This is a genomic window from Mycolicibacterium lutetiense (assembly GCF_017876775.1).
In the GTDB taxonomy this organism is placed as follows: domain Bacteria; phylum Actinomycetota; class Actinomycetes; order Mycobacteriales; family Mycobacteriaceae; genus Mycobacterium; species Mycobacterium lutetiense.
Genome location: NZ_JAGIOP010000001.1, coordinates 1358381 through 1381354 on the forward strand (window position 1 = coordinate 1358381; position 22974 = coordinate 1381354).

21 protein-coding genes and 1 tRNA gene are annotated in these 22974 nt (G+C 66.2%); 8 read left to right on the forward strand and 14 right to left on the reverse strand.

Features of this window, described 5'->3' with window-relative positions; all coding sequences use genetic code 11:
• Positions 1-81: 81 nt before the first annotated feature.
• Genes JOF57_RS06495 through JOF57_RS06505 form a run of 3 tightly spaced genes read right to left on the reverse strand, consistent with a single transcriptional unit; the run spans position 82 to position 3343 of the window.
• Positions 82-1536 (reverse strand): flavin-containing monooxygenase, encoded by a 1455-nt coding sequence (locus JOF57_RS06495; RefSeq protein WP_209914984.1) that lies wholly within the window; start codon positions 1534-1536, stop codon positions 82-84.
• On the reverse strand, positions 1533-2462 hold the full coding sequence (locus JOF57_RS06500; RefSeq protein ID WP_209914987.1) for a patatin-like phospholipase family protein: 930 nt from the start codon (positions 2460-2462) through the stop codon (positions 1533-1535). Before JOF57_RS06500 ends, JOF57_RS06495 begins: the two co-directional genes overlap by 4 nt.
• A complete protein-coding gene (locus tag JOF57_RS06505) occupies positions 2459-3343 on the reverse strand; it encodes an SDR family oxidoreductase (RefSeq protein ID WP_307869972.1) in 885 nt (294 codons plus the stop codon). Before JOF57_RS06505 ends, JOF57_RS06500 begins: the two co-directional genes overlap by 4 nt.
• Positions 3344-3449: 106 nt before the next feature.
• Between JOF57_RS06505 and JOF57_RS06510 the strand changes: the two genes are divergently transcribed.
• Positions 3450-4097, forward strand: a complete 648-nt coding sequence (locus tag JOF57_RS06510) for a TetR/AcrR family transcriptional regulator (RefSeq protein ID WP_209914989.1) — start codon at positions 3450-3452, stop codon at positions 4095-4097.
• 30 nt (positions 4098-4127) lie between these two features.
• Complete coding sequence (locus tag JOF57_RS06515) at positions 4128-5162, forward strand: alpha/beta hydrolase (protein WP_209914992.1); 1035 nt, start codon at positions 4128-4130, stop codon at positions 5160-5162.
• Here the strand turns inward: JOF57_RS06515 and JOF57_RS06520 are convergent.
• A complete protein-coding gene (locus JOF57_RS06520; protein ID WP_209914996.1) occupies positions 5087-5986 on the reverse strand; it encodes a diacylglycerol kinase in 900 nt (299 codons plus the stop codon). The genes JOF57_RS06515 and JOF57_RS06520 overlap by 76 nt on opposite strands.
• Complete coding sequence (locus tag JOF57_RS06525; RefSeq protein WP_209915878.1) at positions 5983-7563, reverse strand: FAD-binding oxidoreductase; 1581 nt, start codon at positions 7561-7563, stop codon at positions 5983-5985. Before JOF57_RS06525 ends, JOF57_RS06520 begins: the two co-directional genes overlap by 4 nt.
• 50 nt (positions 7564-7613) lie before the next feature.
• Here JOF57_RS06525 and JOF57_RS06530 point away from each other — a divergent pair, with 50 nt between their 5' ends.
• Both JOF57_RS06530 and JOF57_RS06535 read left to right on the forward strand, forming a co-directional pair.
• Entirely contained in the window at positions 7614-8201 is a 588-nt protein-coding gene (locus JOF57_RS06530; protein ID WP_209914998.1) for a TetR/AcrR family transcriptional regulator, read from the forward strand.
• Positions 8198-9745, forward strand: a complete 1548-nt coding sequence (locus JOF57_RS06535) for a glycerol-3-phosphate dehydrogenase/oxidase (protein ID WP_209915002.1) — start codon at positions 8198-8200, stop codon at positions 9743-9745. Before JOF57_RS06530 ends, JOF57_RS06535 begins: the two co-directional genes overlap by 4 nt.
• Before the next feature lie 82 nt (positions 9746-9827).
• On the opposite strand, the gene JOF57_RS06540 is transcribed toward JOF57_RS06535, so the two are convergent.
• The 7 genes from JOF57_RS06540 to aceE all read right to left on the reverse strand — a co-directional run bounded on the left by JOF57_RS06540 (position 9828) and on the right by aceE (position 19527).
• Positions 9828-11249 (reverse strand): acyl-CoA carboxylase subunit beta, encoded by a 1422-nt coding sequence (locus JOF57_RS06540; protein ID WP_209915005.1) that lies wholly within the window; start codon positions 11247-11249, stop codon positions 9828-9830.
• A gap of 30 nt (positions 11250-11279) precedes the next feature.
• A complete protein-coding gene (gene kasB / locus JOF57_RS06545) occupies positions 11280-12533 on the reverse strand; it encodes a 3-oxoacyl-ACP synthase KasB (RefSeq protein WP_209915008.1) in 1254 nt (417 codons plus the stop codon).
• A gap of 78 nt (positions 12534-12611) precedes the next feature.
• Entirely contained in the window at positions 12612-13862 is a 1251-nt protein-coding gene (kasA, locus tag JOF57_RS06550; RefSeq protein ID WP_209915012.1) for a 3-oxoacyl-ACP synthase KasA, read from the reverse strand.
• Entirely contained in the window at positions 13859-14152 is a 294-nt protein-coding gene (acpM, locus tag JOF57_RS06555) for a meromycolate extension acyl carrier protein AcpM (protein ID WP_209915015.1), read from the reverse strand. The genes kasA and acpM overlap by 4 nt, the downstream gene beginning before the upstream one ends.
• A gap of 90 nt (positions 14153-14242) precedes the next feature.
• Complete coding sequence (locus JOF57_RS06560; protein ID WP_209915880.1) at positions 14243-15163, reverse strand: ACP S-malonyltransferase; 921 nt, start codon at positions 15161-15163, stop codon at positions 14243-14245.
• Between the two features lie 172 nt (positions 15164-15335).
• Positions 15336-16619 (reverse strand): PucR family transcriptional regulator, encoded by a 1284-nt coding sequence (locus tag JOF57_RS06565; protein ID WP_209915018.1) that lies wholly within the window; start codon positions 16617-16619, stop codon positions 15336-15338.
• A gap of 118 nt (positions 16620-16737) precedes the next feature.
• Positions 16738-19527: a pyruvate dehydrogenase (acetyl-transferring), homodimeric type gene (gene aceE, locus JOF57_RS06570; RefSeq protein WP_209915021.1), complete on the reverse strand. Its 2790-nt coding sequence runs from the start codon at positions 19525-19527 to the stop codon at positions 16738-16740.
• Between the two features lie 211 nt (positions 19528-19738).
• Between aceE and JOF57_RS06575 the strand changes: the two genes are divergently transcribed.
• The 4 genes from JOF57_RS06575 to JOF57_RS06590 all read left to right on the forward strand — a co-directional run bounded on the left by JOF57_RS06575 (position 19739) and on the right by JOF57_RS06590 (position 21428).
• Positions 19739-20245, forward strand: coding sequence for an Rv2240c family protein (locus JOF57_RS06575; protein WP_209915024.1), 507 nt, complete (start codon positions 19739-19741; stop codon positions 20243-20245).
• A gap of 148 nt (positions 20246-20393) precedes the next feature.
• Positions 20394-20828, forward strand: coding sequence for a DUF3052 domain-containing protein (locus JOF57_RS06580; protein WP_209915026.1), 435 nt, complete (start codon positions 20394-20396; stop codon positions 20826-20828).
• Positions 20828-21289 (forward strand): peroxiredoxin, encoded by a 462-nt coding sequence (locus JOF57_RS06585; RefSeq protein ID WP_209915029.1) that lies wholly within the window; start codon positions 20828-20830, stop codon positions 21287-21289. Before JOF57_RS06580 ends, JOF57_RS06585 begins: the two co-directional genes overlap by 1 nt.
• 64 nt (positions 21290-21353) lie before the next feature.
• Positions 21354-21428, forward strand: a tRNA-Val gene (locus JOF57_RS06590).
• A 92-nt stretch (positions 21429-21520) separates the two neighbouring features.
• Here JOF57_RS06590 and JOF57_RS06595 read toward each other — a convergent pair.
• A complete protein-coding gene (locus JOF57_RS06595) occupies positions 21521-21841 on the reverse strand; it encodes a hypothetical protein (RefSeq protein WP_307869973.1) in 321 nt (106 codons plus the stop codon).
• Positions 21842-22088: 247 nt separating this feature from the next.
• On the reverse strand, positions 22089-22859 hold the full coding sequence (locus JOF57_RS06600) for a response regulator transcription factor (RefSeq protein WP_234937739.1): 771 nt from the start codon (positions 22857-22859) through the stop codon (positions 22089-22091).
• Positions 22860-22974 lie beyond the last annotated feature (115 nt).

Consider the following 22974-nt stretch of genomic DNA (forward strand, 5'->3'; position numbering starts at 1 on the left):
GAAACGTACCCCGTACCGTTCACGGTGTCGGGCAAACACGCCGAATCGCCGAAATACGGCCTCAACTGCGAGCCTTCGCAGTTACCTGATGCGGTAGTGGGCGGGGTCCGGGGCCGACAACATGCGGGTGAGGGTGGCCCGATCGAAGGGCCACAGGTCGATGGTTCCGGCGTCGGTGAGGTACCACGAATTGCACCCGGTGTTCCACACTGTCGGACCGAGGCCGTCGGCAACCGCGGCGTTGAATTCGTCGGTGGCCTGCTCGGTGATCTCGACCTCGGAGAGTTCGGCGTTCGCAAACCGCTTGAGCCAGGCAACGATGTATCCGGCGGTGAGTTCGGCGGAGTACTGCAGCGGAATCGATCCGGTCGGCGAGTTCGGGCCCAGCACGGTGAACAGGTTGGGAAAGCCGGGGATCGCCGTCATGCGGTACGCCCGTGGGCCTTTGACCCAGGCATCGTCGAGCGTGATGCCGTCACGCCCCACGATGTTCATGGGTCGCATGTAGTTGTGCGCCTGAAATCCGGTGGCCAGCACCACGACATCCACGTCGTGGTTCGCGCCGTCGGCGGTGCGGATACCGGTCGCGGTGAATTCCTGGATGGGATCGTCGATCAGGGTGGTGTTGGGGCGTTTGATGGCGCGGTAGTACGAGCCCGAGACCACCTGCCGTTTGCACAGCGGCTCGTAGTCCGGGGTGAGCTTCGCGCGGAGCGCCCGGTCGCGGACCTGGGCGGCCAGGCTCCAGCGTGCATAGGACTGCACCAACTTGCGTCGCCACGACGGCGTGGTGACGACATCGGCGAGGATGTTGGATCCCCACTGCAGCCGCCGGAAGAGAAAGTCGTGCCACCCCGGCCGCCGCTGCAGGACCTTGGCGAGCACCGACGACTGCCGCAGCGACATCGGTGCCCACAGGATCCACTGCGGCGATCGGGCGAAGTGCAACAGCGTCCGGGCCTTCGGCTGCAACGCCGAAACCACCTGCACACCGGTCGATCCCGTACCGATCACGGCGATGCGCCTGCCTTCGGTCACCACCTCCGGATCCCATCGCGCGGTGTGCACGATCTGCCCGCCGAAGCTGTCCATACCGGGAATCTCGGGGATGGAAGGGTGATGCAGCACGCCGGTCGCGCAGATGACGAAATCTGCTGTCAGGGTGTCCCCGCCACCGGTGGTGACCGTCCACGACATCGTGGTGCTGTCGTAACGCGCCTCGGTGACTTCGGTGTTGTACCGCAGATGGGTGTCGAGACCGAAACGCTCGACGACGTCGCGGTGGTAGCGCTGAATGTCCTTACCAGTGGCCCAGATGTGGCTCCAGTCCGGTTTCGGTGCGAAGCCGAACTGGTAGATCTGGGACGGCACATCGCAGGTGAGTCCCGGGTAGCGGTTCCAGTGCCACACCCCGCCGACGTCCGAACCCTTCTCCAGGACCGTGAAATTCGTGAATCCGGCTTGTTTGAGCGTGTAGGCCGTGGCGATGCCGGCCATCCCGGCGCCGATGATGACGATGCGGACCTCGCGACTCATCGGGCCTCCTCGCTGACGGTGAGCGCACGCCGGACCGTGGCAGGTGCGGTGCGCATCGATGCCTCGAATGCCGACTTTCGTCGGCCACGGCGCATGAAGTGTGAACCCAGGCCCGCGAGGTCTGCCGCCTCAGGCCGAATCACCACGACCTGTGTGCCGCGGGCTCGCACCGCCGCCAACTCCCGGTCCAGTCCGTCCGACATCGGTCGGCGCAGCAGTCGGTGCTCCAGCAGTCCGCCGAATCCCGGTGCACGCGTGCCCGGTTCGGACGCCATGGGGGTGATCACGTAGATGGTGTCGGCTTCGTCGGCGCCGATCAGATCGACCGACGCAGTCGATGCGGCGCCGCCGTCGACGAAGTGCCTGCCGCCGATCGTCACCGGTGGCATCCAGCCCGGCACCGCCCAGGATGCGCGGAGCGCTTCTCCCGCGGTGGCCGCGGGAGCTCCCGGCGCCCCGAACACGACCCGCTCGCCGCGCTGATAGTCGAATGCGACCATCCGGATGCCAGGACGCTCCGGCCATCCCGAGGGACCCGAGAATGCCTGGGCCAGCCGCTGCAACCAGGCCGCGTTGCCGCGTCCCACCGGGGCGATGCCGGTGGCAGCAGCGAGACCCCGTTGGCTGCCGAGCAGCCGAGGGTTGAGCAGGCGGGGCACCGGAATGGGAGGCACGCTGGGTGGCGTGTCCGCGATATGCCGGCGTAGCCGCTCATCGGTGGAGGTACCGCGGTGCATCGCGACGAGATCGCTCACCGTGGCGCCGCCGCCCAGCATCGTGACCAGCTCGGCTCCCGCCGAAGTGCCTTGGAGAACCGCGGCGTCGCGCGGATCCCACCCGGTCTGTTCGGCCAGGGCCTGCAACGCTGCGACCGTCCACGCGCCTCCGATGGTGCCCCCGCAGCCGATCGCCAAGGCCGTGGTCATCGGTTCACCTCGGAATCAGGCTGTGTGGCGTGGGCTTTCGACTGCCGGTCAATACGTTGCAGGTATGCGGACCGGCCCTGTTCGTCGAGCTTGGTCAGGGCGCGGCGGTCATCGATCCTGGTACGCACTGCGCTCTGGAGCGCTTCGGGTACCAGGGCGTCGACGAGGGCCCACCCGGGAGCGACCCAACCCGGCACCGACGTGCGGGCAGCACGGGTGCGGACGGTCTTGAGGATCGCCCGGGCGACGTCATCGGGATCCACGGTGGGAAGGCCGCTTCCGAGCTGCACACCTGAGGCGAGCTCGGTGCGAACCGCCGACGGCAGCACGGCCGACACGGAGACCCCGGTGCCCGCGTACTCGCGACGCGCGGCCAGTGAGGCGCCCAGTGCGGCGAACTTGCTGGCGTTGTAGGTCACCATGCCGGGGATCGGGATCATGCCCGCCATCGACGCCACATTGACGACATGACCGCGACCGCGGGCCACCATCGATGGGATCACGGTGCGCATACCGTTGAGGACGCCGCGCACGTTGACGTCGAGGATCAGGTCGGTGGTGGCCTCGGGCTCGGCGTCGAACGCACCCAGCGGCATGACCCCGGCGTTGTTGACCAGGATGTCGATGCTGCCCGATTCCCCGACGGCGTCAGCGATGAATCGATCCCACGACGACCGCTGCGTGACGTCGAGGTGTGCCGTCCGGCAGCGGGGGATACCGGCCGCGGTCGTCGCGGCCACATCCGCATCGACATCGCCGATCCAGACCGTGGCGCCACGGGCGGAAAACAGCTCCGCCGTCTTGGCACCTATGCCGCGCGCCCCGCCGGTGACGATGACGATTGCCCCGTCCACCGACGCCTGTCGCTGTGAAAACCGCACGTCATGCCTCCCCTGAAGTCATCTCTCGGCCATTCGCATACCCACGGTATCTGAATACTTTGAGTTAATTCAATACCCAAAGTCCGCTTGGATCTATCATCGGCGCATGCCGCGGCTGACCAGGGCTCAACGCCAGGAACGGACGCGGGCCGAGCTGTTGGAGGCGGCCAAGCAGCGTTTCCTGCGCCACGGCTACGCCGGCACGAGCCTCGAGGACATCGCCGAGGATGCGGGCTTCTCAAAAGGTGCCGTGTACTCCAACTTCGGCAGCAAGCCCAACCTGTGCCGCGATGTGCTCGAACTGATCCACCGTGAGAAACTCGGCGCGCTGGCCGCACTCGCGATCTCCGACCATGAGATGGAGAACCGTGTCGCGGCGATGGGCGACTGGCTGGAGCGCACCGCAGGCGATGTCGGCTGGACCATGCTCGAACTCGAATTCGCGGTGCTGTCCCGCAACAACCCCGAACTCGCCCAGATGGTCACGACGCTGCGCGATGACGCCGCACGGATGGTGATCGGCGTCCTGCGGTCGATGTCGGCCGAACTCGGCATCACCGAAGCGCAATTGGTGAACAGCGATGTCGCGGCGAGCCTCGACGATCTCGGCAATCTGCTGCTCAGTGCCGGGATCGGCCTCGGTATCCAGCGGGCCATCGATCCTTCGGTGCCGGCGCGGCCGTTCACCGACGCGTTCGGGAACCTGGTGAAACTGCTTGCCGCCCTTGGGTCTTCGACCCAATCGGCGGACTGATACCGCTGTATCCACACGAAGGAGTCATGGATGGGTTCACCAACTGCCGCACTGTCGACGCGACGCCCCAGTCGCAGCTCACGTATGTGTTATGGCATCGCCCGCCGAACCCTACTCGTCCAGGTACGCAAATCGGTTTCCTACCAAGGAGATCGATCCGTCGACGATCGGCTCACCGCGATCGGGCGTCGCATCAACACGCTCGCGCAACTCCAGCGGCTTCGCCCGCGGCGGGGGCTACGGGTCAGCCGGATCACGCTCGGTCGGGTCAACGTCGAGACCATCCGCACCGCTGAATCGGCGCACCGCCCGCTCTCTGACGGTGCCATCCTCTACCTGCATGGCGGAGGATTTTTTCTCGGTGGCTTCGACACCCACTCGCACGTCGTGGTCGCGCTTGCCCGGCGGACCCAACTTCCGGTGGTGCACGTCGAGTATCGACAGCACCCCGATGTCACCGTCGACGAGTCCATCGCGGACTGCCTGCGCGCCTACCGCTGGCTGTTGGATCAAGGTGCGGATCCGGCAAAGACCGTCATTGCGGGTGATTCGGCCGGTGGATTCCTGGCGTTCGCCACCGTTCTCGCCGCCCAGGCGCAGGGGATCGGCGCACCGGCCGGCGTCATCGGCGTCAGCCCGCTGCTCGAACTCGACGGGGAACGGCGCTCCGGCCATCCGAACTTCAGTGCGGACCGGATGGGGATCGGACTTGCCCTGCCGATGATCGTCGAATGCGTCGGCCCCAAGAACTCGGACGGTGATGCCCTGTCACCGGTCAACGGGGTGCTCGACACGTTTCCACCGAGCCTGATCATCGCGGCCGAATCGGAGGCTCTGTGTTGCGATGCCGAACGCATGCATGAGGTGCTGACCGGATTGGGGCGGACCAGCACCCTCAAGGTCTGGCCCGGTCAGCTCCACGCATTCCCGGCGTTCCTGCCGTTCCTACCGGAGAGCCGTGAGGCCCGGGACTGCATGGTGGAGTTCATTCAGGACTGTTTGGGCACGAGCAGACGCAGTGCCCCGGGTACGGCCGAGACCGACACCGGCAGCGGGGCCGCGTAATCCCCGTCGGCGTAGGCATTGATACCGGGGCATTCGACATGAATTGTCTTGGCGCGCTTGGTCGTCACCTCGTCAAGGTCGACGTGGGTGCCCTTGAAAACGGTCGGGAACAGGCGGATCAACCTCGTGCGGGACGCCGAGGAGATCATCGTGACGTCGAGCAGTCCGTCCGAATGGTCGGCGCCGGGGCAGATCAACATGCCGCCGCCGTAGCTGCGGGTGTTGCCGAACGCCGCCAGCGTGAGGTCGGTGCGGATCTCCGGGCCGTCGTCGAACGTGAGCCGGAACGGCAGCAGCCGTAGCTTCGAGATCTCTGCGACCATCGCGACGTTGTAGCGCATCCGGCCGTGCGGCCAGCGCATCCGGTTGGTCCGGTCGCTGACCAGGGAATCGAATCCCGCGGCCATCACGGTGCCGAACCATTTGACCGCACCCGACGCGTCGACGATGCGGCCCAGGTCGACGGTCACCGTGTGGCCGTCGACGACGATATCGGCGGCCGCCTCGGGATCGTCTGTCGGCAAACGATATTCACGGGCATGATCGTTGCCCGTCCCGGCCGGGACGATGCCGAGTGGGACATCACCGTTGGCCAACGCCTGTAACGCCAGTGAAATCACCCCGTCGCCGCCGACCACCACGAGGGCGTCGGTGCCGCGGTCGAGAGCCTCGTCGACCAGCGTGCGGGCGTGTGCGGCGTCGGTCCCGACGATCGCGCACACGTCGATGCCGCGCCGCTGGAGTTGCGCGATCGCCCGCTCGGCCGCATGCGGCGCATTGCCGTGCCCCGACAGGGGATTGGTCAGGACCGTGACCCGATTCACGGAATCAGCTTGCCCGGGTTGAGAATTCCGGCCGGATCGAGCGTGGCCTTGACGGCGCGCAATACCTCGGCGCCGAGGTCGCCGATCTCCTCATGCATCCACGGGCGGTGGTCCGCACCGACGCCGTGGTGGTGGGTGATGGTCCCGCCATTGTGGACCATGGCCTCTGACGCGGCTTTCTTGGCGACCTGCCATTGTTCGATCGGGTTGCCGCGCTGGGCGGCGACGACCGTGAAGTACAACGAGGCGCCGGTCGGATACACATGCGAAATGTGGCACATCACCAGGGCCGCCGTGCCGGAGTCGGTGAGCGCGGTGGTCAGGGCGTCGGTGACCGCGGCCTTCAGGGTGGCCAGGTTGGACCACGTGGTGGCGGTCTCCAGCGTCTCGCACAGCGCGCCCGCTGCCAGCAGCGAATCGCGGAGGTACGGCGCGTTGAACCGGCCGTGTTCCCAGGCTCGGGCCGGACCCTCACCGAGCGAGGTGGCGCCGTGGGCTTCCAGGACTCCGCGGGTCTCCTCGTGGCGGCTCTCGGCGTGCGCCGCAGTGCCCTCGAACAAGGTGATGGCCAGGCAGCCGCCGGTGATGGTCTGCTCGCCGATGCTTTCCGTGGTGGCCAGGTTCACCCCGGTCTCGGCCTCGTCGGACAGTCGGATGACGGTCGGGCCGGTGCCGGTCTGGGTGATGGCCCGCAGTGCCTCGGCGCCGGTGGCGAAATCAGGGAAGGACCAGGCCTCGTAGCGCGTGGTCTCGGGCACCGGGTGCACGCGAACCCGCACCCGGGTGATGACGCCGAACACCCCTTCGGAACCAAGGAGAAGTTGACGTAGATCCGGTCCTGCGGCTGAGGCCGGGGCCCGACCGAGGTCCAGCGTCCCGGCCGGGGTCACGGTACGCAGGCCGCGGACCATGTCGTCGAATCGGCCGTAACCGGCCGAATCCTGCCCCGAGGATCGGGTGGCGGCGAACCCGCCGATCGTGGCGAACTGGAAGCTCTGCGGGAAATGGCCCAGGGAGAAGCCCTGTGCGCCGAGCAACGCCTCGGCCTGCGGTCCGGTGACGCCCGCGCCGAGTTCGGCCTCACCGGTCACCTTGTCGAGGCTGTGCAGCGCGTCGAACCGGCGCAGATCGAGTGCGATGACCGCGGCGAAATCACCGCGCACCGGATCGAGACCGCCCACCACGCTGGTCCCGCCGCCGAACGGGACGACAGCGATCCGGTGTTCGGTGCAGTAGCGGAGCACCTCGGCTACTTCATCCTCGCTACCCGGGAGCAGTACCGCATCGGGCGCATCCTGAATGCCGGAGTCATTGCGGCGCAACAGGTCCAATGTGGATTTTCCGCCGGCGTGCAGTAGCCGGGACGTGGTGTCGGTACCGAGGTACGTGGCACCGACGATGGTGGCGAGTGCCTCCCGGTCGGCATCGGGCAGTGCGGACGGCCGCAACTGCACCTGCTCGGGCGTCGGCTCTGCGGCCGGCGCGGCGTCGACACCCAGAGCCTGCTGGAGCAGGGCCCGGATTCCGTCGGAGAGCGGCTTGGCTGCGTTCGGGTCGCCCCAGGCATTCCACTTCATCGGAGGCAGAAACTGATCGGCCGGCTGAGTCATGCGTTACAGTATTACATATGATGTCAATCAGTAACGAGAGATCGCTGAGCGACCAGATCTTGGATGCTGCCGCGAGCTGCGTGCTGGCCTTCGGCGTCGACCGGGTCACCCTGGCGGAAATCGCCCGCCGGGCCGGGGTCAGCCGCCCGACCGTGTACCGGCGCTTCCCCGACACCCAATCGATCCTGGCTGCGCTGCTCACCGCGCGGATCGTGCGTGTACTAGACGACACCGTGAATCACGGGACGGGCCGGGCCTCCTTGGTGGATCGCATCGTCACCGTGGCCGCGCGGGTGCGTCACGACGAGGTGATCATGGCGGTACTGCACTCCGCACCCGACGTGGCGATGGTCTACATCGCCGAGCGCCTGGGTACCAGCCAGCAGATCCTGATCGATGCGCTGGCCGGGGATCTCAAGCTCGCCCAGGAAGCGAGCACCGACCATGACCGGGTCCGGGCGGGCGATCCGCGCCAGCTGGCGACCATGTGCCTGCTGATCACCCAGTCGGCCATCCAGTCCGCGCAGATGGTCGAGCCCATCCTCGACGCCGACGCTCTGGCGGCCGAGCTCACCCACGCACTGAACGGATACCTGACATCATGACCGGCCCGACTGCACTCAACCGCACCAGGCGCACAATCGAACTGGCCGCACTCGCCGACGGGCAACCGGTCGACGTGATCGTCATCGGCGGCGGGATCACCGGTGCGGGTATCGCGCTGGATGCCGCCACCCGAGGACTGAGTGTGGCGCTGGTGGAGAAGCACGATCTGGCGTTCGGAACCAGCCGGTGGAGCTCGAAACTGGTGCACGGTGGTCTGCGCTACCTCGCCACCGGCAACATCGGGATCGCGCGCCGCAGTGCGATCGAGCGCGGAATCCTGATGACCCGCAACGCACCCCACCTCGTCAAGGCCATGCCGCAACTGGTGCCGCTGTTGCCGTCGATGGGCCGGGGGTCACGGGCATTGGTACGGACCGGCTTCGTGGCCGGCGACGGACTGCGCAGGCTCGCCGGAACCAGCGCGTCGACCCTGCCGCGGTCACGCCGGGTCGACCCGCGTCGTACGGTCGAACTGTCGCCTACCGTGCGCACCGAGGGTCTCGACGGTGGCCTGCTGGCCTACGACGGGCAGCTCATCGACGATGCCCGCCTGGTGGCGGCGGTCGCCCGCACCGCCGCGCAACATGGGGCCCGCATCCTGACCAGGGTGTCGGCCAGTGCCGCCGGCGCCACCTCGGTGCGCCTGACCGACGAACTCACCGGGGATTCCTTCGTCGCGACCGCGCGGGCGGTCATCAACGCCGCCGGAGTGTGGGCCGGCGATCTCGATCCGGCGCTCACCCTGCGGCCCAGTCGCGGAACGCATCTGGTGTTCGATGCGGCGGCATTCGGCAATCCCACCGCGGCCCTGACCATTCCGATACCGGGGGAGCTGAACCGCTTCGTCTTCGCGATGCCCGAACAACTCGGCCGGGTCTACCTCGGGCTGACCGACGAGGACGCGCCGGGACCCATTCCCGATGTGCCACAACCGACTCCGGGCGAGATCGACTTCCTGCTGAAGACCGTCAACACCGCGCTGGCCACCGAGCTGACCACCTCAGATGTGCGAGGGGCCTACGCCGGGCTGCGACCACTGATCGACACCGGGGAGGGCAACACCGCCGACGTGTCCCGCGAGCACGCGGTGGTGGAGTCGGCGAACGGGGTGATCAGTGTCATCGGCGGGAAGCTCACCGAATACCGGTACATGGCCCAGGATGTGCTCGCCCGGGCGCTGGCCCTGCGCGGGCTCACGGCCTCCGACTGCCGCACGGCCAACCTGCCGCTCGTCGGAGCCCCGGCCAATCCGGTGTCTGCCCTGCGGTCGGAACATGCGCTGCCGTCGTCACTGGTCGCCCGGTACGGAGCCGAGGCACCCAACGTGATCGCCCGGGCGCGCTGCGCACGGCCCACCGAACCGGTGGCCGAGGGAATCGACGTCATCCGCGCCGAGTTCGAGTACGCCGTCACCCACGAAGGGGCCCTGTGTGCCGACGACATCCTCGACCGCCGCACCCGCATCGGGCTGGTCAGCGCGGACCGGGACCTCGCCGCTGAGGCGGCCGCCGAGATGATCGCCGAGTTCGGGGAAGCCGAATAGTCGCAGAACGCCGAATGGCCAGTTATCACACAATTTCTCGTCGAAAGCGTGCAATAACCGGCCATTCGGGCCGAGCAAGTGGTTACAGCGGGATGTTCTTGTGGCGGCCGCGCCGGTGCGGGGCCTCGGCCAGCGCCTGCGTCAGCTTGCTGCGGGTGTGGGCCGGATCGATCTTCTCGTCGACCACGCCGATCTCGATCGCGGAATCCACACCGCCGGCGATGCGCTCGTGCTCGATTGCGAGTTCCTCGTGCAGTGCCTCACGCTCATGCTCCGGAGCGGCGGCCAGCTTGCGCTTGTGCAGGATGCCGACAGCGGCCTTGGCGCCCATCACCGCGACCTCGGCGTCCGGCCAGGCGAACACCTTCGTGGCATTGAGCGAACGCGAGTTCATCGCGATGTAGGCGCCGCCATAGATCTTGCGGGTCACCAGGGTGACGCGGGGGACCGAGGACTCACCGAAGGCGTGCAGCAGCTTGGCGCCGCGGCGGACCACGCCGCCCCACTCCTGATCCACGCCGGGCAGGTAGCCGGGGACGTCGACGACGACGACCAGCGGAATGCCGAAGGCATCGCACAGCCGTACGAAACGTGCTGACTTCTCGGCACTTTCGGAGTTCAGGCAGCCGCCGAGGCGCAGCGGGTTGTTGGCGATCACGCCGACCGATCGACCCGCCAGCCGGCCGAGACCGACCACGATCGAGGGGGCCCACTTGCCCTGGAACTCCTCGAAGGGCACGCCCTCGTCGAGCAACGCCTCGATGATCGGGTGAACGTCGTAGGCGCGGCGAGCCGACTCGGGCATCAGCGCGGCCAGGTCGGTGTCGCCGGCCTCGGCCTTGGCGCGATCGAAATGGCCCTGCTGGCTGAACAATCCGACCAGACGGCGACCGCGCTCGTAGGCGTCGAGCTCGTCGTCGGCCACGATGTGGCACACACCGGACTTCTTGTGGTGGGCGTCGGGGCCGCCGAGCGACACCATGTCGACATCCTCACCGGTGACACTGCGCACCACGTCCGGGCCGGTGACGAACACCTTGCTGTCCGGGGCCATGATGATGACGTCGGTCAGGGCGGGACCGTAAGCCGCACCGCCGGCGGCGAAACCGACGACCACCGAGATCTGCGGGATGTAGCCCGACGCCCGGATCATCGCCTCGAAGACCAGGCCGACCGCATGCAGCGCCTTGACACCCTCGGCCAGTCGCGCGCCGCCCGAGTGCCAGATGCCCACGATCGGGCTCTGCTCCTCGATGGCGGTGTCGTAGGCGTTGACGATGTGGGCACAACCCTCGATACCCATGGCGCCGCCCATCACGGTGCCGTCGGTGCAGAACGCAATCGTACGAACGCCGTTGACCGTGCCTGCCGCGGCCAGCAGGCCGGAGCGATCCCGCTCGTGCAGCAGTTCGACGCTGCCGTCATCGAAGAAGGTCTGTAGACGCAGCAATGGATCGCGCGGATCGAGCGATTCTGCGGTTGTCTCGGGGGCCATGATCGTCATTGATGTCTCCTTAGTGGAAAGTGCCGGTTCTCAGTACTTCCCGAAGGCGAGCGCGACGTTGTGCCCACCGAATCCGAACGAATTGTTGATGGCGTATTTGAAATCACCCTGCCGCGGCTCGCCGGCCACCACATCCAGATCGATCTCCGGATCGAGATTGCGCAGGTTGAGCGTCGCAGGGATGACGCCATCCCGCAGTGCCATGACCGTCAGGATGGACTCGACCGCACCGACCGCACCGACCGAATGGCCGAGCGCGGCCTTGGGCGCGTAGACCGCCGGCCGGTGGCTGCCCATCGCATTGTTGATTGCCTGGCCCTCGGCCACATCGCCGACCGTGGTGCCGGTCGCATGCGCGTTGACGTGGTCGATATCTGTGGGCTGCAGACCCGCCAATTGAATGGCCCGGGTCATGGCGTAGCCGGCCTGCTCGCCGTTGGGGTCCGGCGCCACGATGTGGAAGCCGTCGGAGGTGACGCTCGCGCCCATGATGCGGGCCAGGATGTTGGCGCCGCGGGCCTTGGCGTGCTCCTCGGTCTCGATGACCAGCAGGGCCGCGCCCTCGCCGAACACGAAACCGTTGCGGTCCTTGTCGAACGGGCGACAGGCGCCTTCGGGGTCATCGTTGGTGTTGGACAACACGATGCGCATCTGGGCGAACCCGGCGATCGGCACCGCTTCGATCTTGGTCTCGACGCCACCGCAGATGGCGATGTCGGCCTCGCCGAGAACGATGTTGCGCCACGCGTTGGCGATTGCCTCGGAACCGGACGCGCAGGCCGAGATCAGGGTGCTGACCCCGGCCTTGGCCTTGCGGTCCAGTCCGACAGCTGCTGCCGGCCCGTTGGGCATGAACATCTGGACGACCAGCGGTGAGACGCCCCGCAGGCCCTTGTTCCGCATGTTGTCGTAGGCGAAGACAAGTTCCTCCGCCGAACCCATGCCGGTGCCGATCGACACCGTCAGTCGTTTGGTGTCGACCTCCGGGGAGCCGGCATTGGCCCAAACCCGGCGGCCGAGCACCGTCGACATCTTTTGCAAATATGACAGTCGGCGCATTTCGACACGCGTCAGATCGTGTTCGAAATCCTCAAGGAGGTGCCCGCCGATACGAACCGGCAGGTCGTACTCCTCGATAAACGGATCCGTCAGCGTACGGATGCCGCTCTGACCGTCCAGCAACTTCTTCCAAGTGCTCTCGGCATCGGTTGCCAGCGCCGTCGACATGGCTACGCCGGTGACAACCACATCGGGTAGACCCTTACCCGTGGACAATCCCGCCATATTTGCTGCGTAGTTCCTTCCGTGCTTTTACCTCGGTCGGTGCCTTCAGAGGTCACCTATCGGGTTTTTCTACCCGAGTCAGTACTTCCCGAAGGCCAGAGCCACATTGTGGCCACCGAACCCGAACGAGTTGTTGATGGCGTACTTGTAGTCGCCATAACGAGGCTCGCCCGCAACCACATCGAGATCGATCTCGGGATCTGGTGTCTCGTAGTTGAGGGTCGGGGGGATGACCCCGTCCCGCAATGCGAGCACCGTCAACACCGACTCCAGCGCGCCGACCGCGCCGATCGAGTGGCCCAGTGCCGACTTCGGACCGTAGACCGCGGCGTTCTGACATCCGGCAACCCGGATGGCATTGGCCTCGGCGGTGTCACCGATCGGGGTGGCCGTGCCGTGGGCATTGACGTGGTCGATGTCCTTGGCCTCCAGGCCGGCGGTTTCCAGCGCACGCTTCATCGCGGCGCCGGCCCGCAGGCCGTTGTCGGCCGGAGCCACCATGTGGAACGCGTCCGAGGTGATACCGGCACCCATCAGCCGAGCCAGCGGCTTGGCGCCACGGGCCAGGGCGTGCTCCTCGGTCTCGATGATCATCATCGCGCCGGCCTCGCCGAACACGAAGCCGTCACGATCCTTGTCGAACGGCCGGGAGGCGGCCGCGGGATCGTCGTTACGGGTCGACATGGCGCGCATCATCGAGAACGCTGCGATCGGCAGTGCTTCGATAACGCCCTCCACGCCGCCGACGACGGCGAAGTCCGCGTCGCCCATCACGATCTGACGCCAGCCGTGGGCGATGGCCTCAGAACCTGACGAACACGCCGACACCGGGGTGATGACCCCGGCGCGGGCGCCCAGCTCCAGGCCGGCGACCGCAGCCGCACCGTTGGGCATGATCATCTGAACGGCGAGCGGGCTGACCTTGCGGATCCCGCCCTGGTTCATCGCGTCGTAGGTTTCGACGATCTTCTCGCCACCTCCGAGGCCGGTGCCGATCACGACCGCGAAACGATCTGGATCGACCTCGGGCGCGCCCGCGTTCTGCCACAACCGCCTGGACAGCACGAGCGACAAGCGCTGCACGTAGGAATTGCGGCGCAGCTCGACGCGGGTCAGCTGGCTCTCGATGTCATCCACCAGGTGACCACCGATACGCACCGGAAGGTCCCACTTGGTGACGAAGTCGTCGGTCAGCTCACGGATGCCGCTTTCTCCGGCCTGGAGGCCCTTCCACGTGCTCTCGATGTCAGCAGCGAGCGCCGTGGTGGCCTCCACGGCGGTCACCACGACGTTCGGGAAGCCTCCGTTAGCAGTGGAAGGTTTGGTCATTCCGAGCCAAACTTCTCGCGCAGGGCGGCGGCGGCCTCGGGGTTCTCTTCTTCGAGCTTCTGGATGTAGGAGACGACGTCACCGACGGTGCGCAGGCCGGCCAGATCCTCGTCGGGGATCTTCACGCCGTACTTGTCCTCGGTCTGCACGGCGATCTCCACCATCGACAGCGAGTCGATGTCCAGGTCGTCGACGAACGACTTCTCCGGGGTCACCTCAGACGGCTCGATGCCGGTGACCTCTTCGATGATCTCGGCGAGACCGGCGATGATTTCTTCTTGGCTGGCCACAGTGGCTCCTTCTTGTTGTTGATAGCGCCCTCCAGGTTGGAGGGCATTTCGAGACGTTCGGTTGTTACTGCTATTCAGTTGTCGCTGGATTTACAGCTCGTCCAAACCATCCAGGTCTGCTGGGGCTTTAATAGCCCTGGTCGGCGCGCCCTTTAATTCACGCTTGGCGATCCCGACCAGTGTGCCCGCCGGCGGGAACTCGACGATCGCGGCGCGCTCGGCGGCCTGGAAGCGGTCCCGGATGGTGGCGGAGCACAGATCCCAGCGCACCGGCTTGGTCAGCTGGGCGACCAGCTTCTCCATGGCATCGGCAGCCGAGGTGACCGGCCGGCCGTCCGCGTTCGACAAGAGTGTCGCGGTGGGCTCAGAAGTTGTTACCTGCTCCACCGCGGCGGAGTACCCGTCCAGCGCGGAAGCCATGTACCGGGTGTGGAACGCGCCTGCGGTGGCCAGCTGACGGACGCGGGCCTTGGCCGGCGGATCCTCGGCGAGCTTCTCCAGGGCCGAGATCGCTCCGGCGGCCACGATCTGGCCGGCGGCATTGCGGTTGGCGGGGATCAGGTCGAGCGACTCCAGCCGGGCCAGAACCTCGGCCTCATCGCCGCCGAGCACCGCGGACATGCCGGTCGGCTCGACCGCGCAGGCCTTGGCCATCTCGGCGCCACGGGTGGCGGCCAGCTTGACCGCATCGTCGGCGGAGATGACGCCGGCAATGGCGTAGGCGGCGATCTCGCCGACGGAATGGCCCGCGACCAGCGTCTCGGCGGTCTCGGGCACACCGCGTTTGGTCAGTTCCTCATAGGCCAGCAGCGTGGCGGCCACCACCAGCGGCTGCGTCACCGCGGTGTCGGTGATCTCCTCAGCAGTGGCGGTCGTTCCCAGGCGCGCCAGATCCAGGCCGCTGATCTGCGACCACGTGGCGAGGCGGTCAGCTGCACCGGGCAGCTCCAGCCAAGGGGAGAGCATGCCGGGCGTCTGCGATCCCTGTCCGGGAGCGAGCAATGCGAGCACGGGTTGAGGCACGTCATTAAGAGAACACTGTGAAGACGGTTTTGTGGGGTGTAAGAGATTATGAACCTTGTCTTATGTTTTTGTAGGTTCCCCACAAAAGTGCACGTGATGCGACATTGCCTTCACCGGAGCGACATCTGTCACAGCTGCTCGGGCGTCGATCGGGTCCAGCTCAGACGCGTTGTCTGGCCGAATGTGCCGGGCGAATCGCCGGTATCACGATGGTTCCCGCAGCTGGCGTGTTCGGCTGGTAGGCCTGTTTGCTCAGTCTGCCGGCTGTCGAGGCCACACGCAGCACATAAGCGTCCCGCGGCACCGCAGGATCGCGGCCGGTGAAATCGCCGATCCGTTTCAGCCGGTAGCGCACCGTGTTTGGATGAACGAACAATTTGCGCGCACAAGCTTCGATAGCACCCCCGGAGTCCAAGAAGGCGTCCAGGGTCTCGGAGAGTGCCGGGCCGGCATCGGCCAACGGGCGCATGACCTCGCTCTCCAGTGCCGCGATGGCCGTCGTATCGCCCATCAGGGCCCGTTCGGGTAGTAGCTCGCGCGCGGCCACCGGCCGGGGTGCGCCCGGCCAGCCGGCCACCGCGTTCATCCCGGAGATCGCCTCGGTGGCGCTGCGGTGCGCGGCCGTCAGCGTCGGCGAGGTCGGCCCGGTCACCACCGGGCCGTCGGCGAACACCGACAACAGGTCGGCCAGAAAGCGGTCGGTTGCTGAGAGCGTGCCGGACACGATCGCCACCAACCAGGTGCCGTGCACATCGGACAATGCCGTCCGGTCGTGGCGCTTCACGACGTCATGGATGTCGTCGCGGGCCAGATCCAACCGATCCGGACGCGGCAGGCCGACGATCACCGTGGCCGGCGCGGTCGCATCCCAGTTCAGCGCCGCGGCCTGGGACTGCAACTCGGGCCCGGTATCGCCGCGCACCACGGCGTCGACGACATTGGCCTCCATCCGGAGGTCCCAGGCGCCACGGGCCTCGGCCTGGTCGGCGTAGGCGCTGGCGGCTGCAAACGCCAGGTCCCGGCTGTAGCGCAGGATGCCCGCGGTCAGCGCATTGAGCTGCTCCTCGGATCGGGCCAGCAGCGGCACCACCTCCTCGAAGAACTCCATCGAGGTCCGCACCATTTCGACCGACTGGCGCAGCGCGATCCGGCGCCGCAGGTCCTGCGGCACCACTTCGAAGGCCTGGGCGGTATAGCTGACGTCGCTGGTCGGGTCCCGCATCCATTCGACGAAGTTGACCACGGCGGTCTGCACCACCAGCTGCACGCTGGCCCGCTGCGACGCGTCGAGATCATTGAAGAAGTCGAGACGTTCGGCCATGGCGTGTACCGCCTCGGTGGCCAGCCGGCCCGAATACTGCTTCAACCGGCGCAGCGTCGAGTCAGGCACGCTCGCAAGGACCTCGACCGTGGATTTCGGCGGAATGAACCGCTTGTCGACCATCCCTAAAAGCTACGCCACTTTTCTGGTGGATTCCTCCAAGCGCTCCCCGGCGAGCAGACGCTTAGGTACCCGAAATGTCGAGATTCGGGGTACCTCGGCGTCTGCTCGCGCGGAGAAACTAGGCGCTGCCGGTGTCGACGTAGGACACCGCGGCGGCGAACACGTCGTCGATCTTGTACTGCTTGGCCGCCGCGATGGCCACCGACGGGTCGATCTCGCCGTCCCGCGCCAGCCCCTCCAGCGCCGCCACCACCACCGACTCGGCGTCGGTGTTGAAGAAACGCCGAGCCGCCGGTCGGGTGTCGGAGAAGCCGAAGCCGTCGGTACCCAACGTGATGTACGTGCCCGGGACCCACTGCCGGATCTGCTCGGGCACCGCACGCATCCAGTCCGACACCGCCACCACCGGGCCGGCCGCATCGGCCAGCGCGCTGGTGACATGCGAGACGCGGGCCGGCTGATCGGGATGGCGCAGCCGGTGGCGCTCGATCTCCACGCCCTCCCGGTTGAGCTCGCCCCAGCTGGTCACCGACCACACATCGGCAGCCACGTCCCAGTCCGCGGCCAGCATGTCCGCCGCGCGCAGCGCCTCAGGCATCGACACGCCCGACGCCAGGATCTGGGCGGTGTTCGTGCGTGGCTCGGGAGCCCGGCGGTAGCGGTACATACCGCGCAGCAAGGCCTCGGTGTCCAGGTTGGCCGGCTCTGCGGGCTGCACGTAGGGCTCGTTGTAGATCGTGATGTAGAAGTACACGCTCTCGGCGTGCTCTCCGTACATCCGCTGCAGACCGCTCTCGATGATGTGGGCGACCTCGTAGGCGAACGCCGGGTCATAGGTCACCGCAGCCGGATTGGTCGATGCCAGCAGCAGCGAATGGCCGTCGGCGTGCTGCAGGCCCTCGCCGGTCAGCGTGGTGCGACCGGCCGTCGCCCCGAGCACGAAGCCCTTGGCCATCTGATCGGCCGCCGCCCACAGGCCGTCGCCGGTGCGCTGGAACCCGAACATCGAATAAAAGATGTAGATCGGGATCATCGGCTCGTTGTGGGTCGAGTACGACGTGCCCACCGCGGTGAACGACGCGGTCGAACCCGCCTCGTTGATGCCCTCGTGCAGGATCTGGCCGATCTCGGATTCCTTGTAGGCCAGCATCAGTGCCGAGTCCACCGAGGTGTACAGCTGCCCGTTGCGGTTGTAGATCTTCAGGCTCGGGAACCACGAGTCCATGCCGAAGGTGCGAGCCTCGTCGGGGATGATCGGCACCAGGCGTGGGCCGATGTTCTTGTCCCGCAACAGTTCCTTGAACGTGCGCACCGTCGCCATGGTCGTGGCCACGGCCTGATTGCCGGAGCCCTTCTTCAGTGCCGCGTAGGCGTCGGCCGCGGGCAGCGCCAGCGGCGTGGTCTTGTTCCGACGGGCCGGGACGAACCCGCCCAGGGCACGGCGCCGGTCCAGCAGGTACCGGATCTCCGGGGTTTCCGGTCCCGGGTGGTAGTACGGCGGCAGGTAGGGGTCCTGCTCGAGCTGCTCATCGGTGATGGGCACCCGGGTGACGTCGCGGAAATCCTTGAGGTCTTGCAGCGCAAGCTTTTTCATCTGGTGCGTGGCGTTGCGGCCCTCGAAGTGGCTGCCCAGTGTGTAGCCCTTGATGGTCTTGGCCAGGATGATCGTCGGCTGACCCTTGTGCTCCATCGCGGCGCGGTAGGCGGCATACACCTTGCGGTAGTCGTGACCGCCGCGCTTGAGGTTCCAGATCTCCTGGTCGGTCATCGGCTGGACCAGGGCCTTGGTGCGCGGATCGCGCCCGAAGAAGTGGTCGCGCACGTAGGCGCCGTCGTTGGCCTTGTAGGTCTGGTAATCACCATCAGGCGTCGTATTCATCAAATTGACCAACGCGCCGTCACGATCGGCGTGCAGCAGGGCATCCCACTCGCGGCCCCAGACCACCTTGATGACGTTCCAGCCGGCGCCGCGGAAGAACGACTCCAGCTCTTGAATGATCTTGCCGTTGCCGCGTACCGGGCCGTCCAGGCGTTGCAGGTTGCAGTTCACCACGAAGGTCAGGTTGTCGAGTGCCTCGTTGGCCGCCACCTGGATCAGGCCGCGGCTCTCCGGCTCATCCATCTCGCCGTCGCCGAGGAATGCCCACACGTGCTGATCGGAGGTGTCCTTGATGCCGCGGTCATGCAGGTAGTGGTTGAACCGGGCCTGGTAGATCGCATTCATCGGACCCAGGCCCATCGACACCGTGGGGAATTCCCAGAAGTCGGGCATCAGGCGCGGATGCGGGTACGACGGCAGGCCGCCGCCGGGATGACTGTGCTCCTGTCGGAAACCATCCAGTTGGTCGGTCGTCAGGCGGCCTTCCAGGAAGGCGCGCGCGTAGATGCCGGGGGAGGCGTGCCCCTGGATGAAGACCTGGTCGCCGCCGCCCGGGTGGGACTTGCCGCGGAAGAAATGGTTGAACCCGACCTCATAGAGCGACGCCGACGACGCATACGTCGAGATATGCCCGCCCACACCGACTCCTGGGCGCTGGGCGCGGTGCACCATGATGGCCGCGTTCCACCGGATCCAGGCCCGGTAGCGGCGCTCGACGTCCTCGTCGCCGGGGAACCAGGGCTCCAGGTCGGTCGGGATGGTGTTGACGTAGTCGGTCGACGTCAATGCCGGAATCGCGACGCGCTTCTCGCGGGAACGTTCGAGCAGGCGCAGCATCAGGTACCGGGCTCGGGCCGGACCGGATCGCTCCAGCAACTCGTCGAACGACTCCAACCATTCTGCGGTCTCGTCGGTGTCGATATCGGGAAGGTATGAGGCAACCCCCTCCCGGATGACCCGTACCCGGTCGGGTTCGGCTGTGGTAGAGGAGTTTTGGGCCAGATCCTGGCGCACGAACTCGGTGGTCAACTTCCGCTCCTTGTTAGGCGGTAACAACTGACGGTGCTTGTGGCACCTTCTATCGTCCACCCATCTTGCCGCCTCCGCGCCGCTGGGGGTGGCGGTGCGTAAGTTACCCATGAGTTGCCTTGTGAACCGGTAACGTCTGCAGATCGTGCCGGTTGATGGGCGGTTTGGGGCAAAGGCGAGGATCGCCGCGTCCGTACTGGGCGGTGCGGCGATGATCGCGATGGTCGTGGTGGGTTGTACGTCCGTTACCGGCGGTACCGCGCAGGGTGATCCGTCGGCCGCCCCCGTGTATCGGGCGTCGGTGAAGGCGTCGATCGAAGAATCCTCGTTGAGCTCGGTGACCCGAGAATCCGAACGTCAGGCCTCACTGACCACGCGCGCCGTGCACACCGTGTGCGAGGACCTCAGCACCTCCGCCGTCGACGCGGTGAATGCGGTCAACGGCTACGTCGAGGCGGTCAACAACGGTGGCGACACCGCCGCCAAGGCCGGCCCCGCGATCGACGGGCTCAACCGCAGCGCCGATCTGGTCGGTTCCGGCCTGTCCGACGCGCTGTCCCCGGATCTTCACGCCGCCCTGACCGAATGGATCGACTCGGCGAGAGTCCTCGCCGCCGCGATTTCCGGCCATGTCGGCCCGGACCAGTTCAACTCCGCATCGCAGCGCTCGAACACCGCTCGAGAGAACGCATTGACCAGATGCGACAAGGCTTACTGACAGGTGAGCGGACAAACTCGCCCGCCGGACGCCCGCACTGATGCCTCGCCGTGCGACGATAGGACGCAACTCGCATCGCGCAGGCGACTGAACGAGCGATGGTCAAAGTCTTGAGATAAGGCTCGAACAACGGTTAGGAGGACCGACGGTGGTCGCGGCGGGGACGGACTCAGGCCCGAACTACGCCCAGATACTGGGCATCCAGAAGGATCAGATAGTCCAGGAACTGGGTTGGGACGAGGATAGCGACGACGACATCCGGGTCGACATCGAAGAAGCGTGTGGCTCAGAGCTGCTCGACGAAGATTCGGACGAAGTCGTCGACGTGGTTTTGCTCTGGTGGCGGGACGACGACGGGGATCTCGTCGATCGACTCATGGACGCCATCACTCCACTCGCCGAGGACGGCGTGATCTGGGTGGTGACGCCGAAAACCGGTAAATCCGGGCACGTGCTGCCCGCAGAGATCGCCGAATCGGCGCCGACGGCCGGGTTGATGCAGACCTCGTCGGCCAAGTTGGGGGACTGGACGGCGAGCCGCTTGGTGCAGCCGAAATCGAAGGCAGCGGGAAAACGGGGATAGTGCTCGCTGTCGGTGCCTCGGCGCCCGATTTCACGCTCCGGGACCAGAACGGCAGGCCGGTCACGCTCAGCGCGTACCGCGGTGTCAAGGACGTGCTGCTGGTGTTCTTTCCGTTGGCGTTCACCGGCGTATGCGAAGGCGAACTCGGAGAGATCCGCGACAAGCTGCCGCTGTACGAGAACGATGACACCGCGACCCTGACCATCTCGGTCGGCCCGCCTCCGACGCACAAGATCTGGTCCACCGAAAGTGGATTCCTGTTCCCGGTGCTCTCGGATTTCTGGCCGCACGGCGCGGTCAGCCAGTCCTACGGCGTGTTCAATTCCGATGCCGGATACCCGAACCGTGGCACATTCGTCGTCGACAAGACCGGCAAGATCCGCTTCGCCGAGATGATGGACCCGGGTCAGGCACGAGATCAGGAAGTGTGGCGGGAGGCATTGGCGGCCTTACGGGCCTGAGGAGGCTGTCAGTCTGTCCGGGATTTCCGGTCACGCCCCTGCGGCGTGTACCGTGCCTGCGACGGGGCGCGTAGCTCAGTGGTAGAGCTCTGGTTTTACACACCAGCGGTCGGCGGTTCGATACCGTCCGCGCCCACCAAGTTCATCATCAGCCCGTCAGGCGGCTTTCAGTGCGGGACAACGGCTCAGGCCGCCTGCGTCGCGATCAGAACGCTGTGGCTGTGGACAGCGTCACCCCTTGCAGTGCAGGTCGACGTAGACCGTGGTGTAGCGCGTCAGATTGCCCACCTGGCCGGCCGGTCCCCGGATGATCCAGTTGTGCTTGATGTCGTGGCCAGGACGCACTTTGGAGACGTTGCACTTATCCAACGACCCGGTGCCGACCTTGGCGACGATGACGTTGTAGCCGTCGGCCCGCAGTTGGTCGATGGTCTCTTGCGCGGACGGGTTCGACGGTGCGGCGACCGCGGGAGCGGCCACCATCAAGCCCAGGGCCGCTGCGCCTCCGAGAATCGCCGCTGCGCCTCCGAGAATCGCCGCAGCGCCTGTCACTCGGTTATATTGCGGTCCTTTCATCATTGGAAACACCACCTTTCGAGTAGGTGAAATATCCTTCAGTCTAGGTTTGAATAGAGGTGATATCGACCACCTCATATCGAAATCACATTATTTCACCGGACGGTACCCATGGAGAATTCATACGAATCGAATGGTCAATTCATAGAGGGCGCAGTGAAAACAATGGCCAGCGTCATATCTGTGCGCCGACGGCGGTCGACCTGAATTATGTTCTACGCTGTCATTGGCCTGACCGCAGCATGTATCCGACTCCGCGAACGGTGTGGATGACCGGCGAATGGCCGGTGTCGATCTTCTTCCGCAGATATGAGATGTAGAGATCGACGATGCTCGACCGACCGTCGTATCCGTAATTCCACACCCGGTCCAGAATCTCGGCGCGACTGAGCGCCCGGCGCGGGTTGCGCATCAAGTAGCGCAGCAGCTCGAACTCGGTGGCGGACAACGACACGGGTACCCCGTCACGCAACACCTCACGGCTGGCGTCGTCGAGCACCAGATCACCCACCTGTAGCGTTTCGACCTCGGGTGATGTCACGTCACCGGACCTGCCCAGCAGGCTGCGCAACCGCGCCACCAGCTCTTCGAGGCTGAACGGCTTGGTCATGTAGTCATCGGCTCCCGCCGCCAGCCCCGGTGTGCGGTTCATTACCGAATCGCGGGCAGTGAGGAGCAAGGTCGGCGTATAGCTGTCGGACTCCCGGACGCGTCGCAGAACCTCCAGGACGTCGATATCGGGCAGCATGACGTCGAGCACCACGACATCTGGGTCGGTCTCATCGAAACTTCTGACAGCTTCCCGGCCGTTGCGTGCGACCTCCATCACCCAGCCCTCGTAGTGCAGGGCCATCTTCACGAGGTTGGCCAGCGCCGGCTCGTCGTCCACCAGCAGAACACGGATGGGTGAACCGTCGGCACGGTGGATGCGCGCCTGCTGACCGGGGACTGCCCCGTGGGGTCGCTGCACACCTGTGACAGACACCGACGTCATGATTCTATTTTCCAGGCGACGGCTATCGCTGTCACCGAGGTCATATCGACTCCTAATGTGCGCAGCTCGCGATACGTTGAATGACGCGACGAACTGCATTCGAAGCGCAAATATT